General features: G+C 64.1%; 1 protein-coding gene. It reads left to right on the top strand.

Features of this window, described 5'->3' with window-relative positions:
- Positions 1-101 precede the first annotated feature (101 nt).
- Positions 102-1,392, top strand: a 1,291-nt coding sequence (locus AC07ZH_RS20455) for an IS5 family transposase (RefSeq protein ID WP_495201114.1), incomplete at its 3' end; no start/stop codon positions are given.

Raw genomic sequence — 1,392 nt, 5'->3', positions numbered from 1 at the left:
TCATTGATATGGTTGGAAGTTCTTCGGCTTGATGGGCGCGGGATTTGCAAGGTATGGTGTTGGCAGTACCTGTTTTCTTGCAAATTCCTCCGAGGAGTCCGATGGGTCCGAAGCCTTCGCAGCCGCAAACGGCCGAACTGTTCCGTCCACGGTTGGACGAGCAGATCAACATGAAGCACCCGCTGGTCAGGCTGGCCATGCTGATCGACTGGGACGAGATCGAGCGCACGTTCGCGGTCTCGTTCACTTCCGTGCGCGGCCGGCCAGCCCTGCCACCGCGCCTGATTGCTGGCCTGCTGTACCTGCAGCACACCTTCGATGCATCTGATCAAGCCGTGGTGAACACCTGGGTGGAGAACCCGTACTGGCAGTTCTTTTGTGGCGAGACCTACCTGCAGACCGAGGCGCCCATCGACCCCTCCAGCCTGACGCGCTGGCGAAAGCGCATTGGAGAGGAAGGCGTGGAGACGCTGCTGGCCGCCAGCATCGACGCCGCCAGGCGTGGCGGCGTGATCAAGCACTCCAGCGCGCAGCAGGTGATTGTGGACACCACCGTCATGCCCAAGGCCATCGCCCATCCCACCGACAGCCGGCTACTGGACAAGAGCCGCCAGCACCTGGTCAAGGCGGCCGAGGACAACGGGCTGCAGCTGCGCCAGAACTACAACCGGGTGGCGCCCCGGCTGGCCGCGCAGATTGGGCGCTACGCACATGCCAAGCAATTCAAGCGCATGCGAAAGGCGGTGCGCACACTGCGCACCCGCGTGGGCCGCGTGCACCGCGAGGTGCAGCGCCAACTGCACTTGCTGCCCGAGGCGGCCAAGGCCAAGATCCAGGACCTGCTGCAACGCACGGGCCGTATCCTGACCCAGCGCACGAAGGACAAGAACAAGCTGTACGCCCTGCACGCGCCGGAGGTGGAGTGCATCAGCAAGGGCAAGGCCAGAACCCCCTACGAGTTCGGCGTGAAGGTCAGCATCGCCACCACGTTGAAGGAAGGCCTGGTGGTGGGCATGCGTTGCATGCCAGGCAACCCCTATGACGGCCACACGCTGGCTGAGACGCTGGAGCAGGTGGGCATCCTCACCGGCACGGACAGGCCGCCGGCCACGGCCATCGTGGACAAGGGCTATCGGGGCGTGGAAATTGAAGGTGTGCGCATCCTGCGCTCGGGTCAGAAACGGGGTATTACCAGGACGCTCAAAGCGATGATCAAGCGAAGAAGTGCCATCGAGTCGGCCATCGGGCACATGAAGATGGACGGGCGACTGGGCCGCAACCCGCTCAAGGGGGCGCTGGGCGATGCGCTGCATGCGGTGATGTGCGGCGCCGGGCACAACCTGCGCCTGATTCTGGCCGCGCTGCGGCTTTATTGCGCCCGATTCGGGCTAT

It is taken from the genome of Simplicispira sp. GW247-4R2A (genome assembly GCF_059424465.1).
Note: the sequence above shows the minus strand (reverse complement) of the source record. Positions and strands in the feature narration are given on the sequence as shown.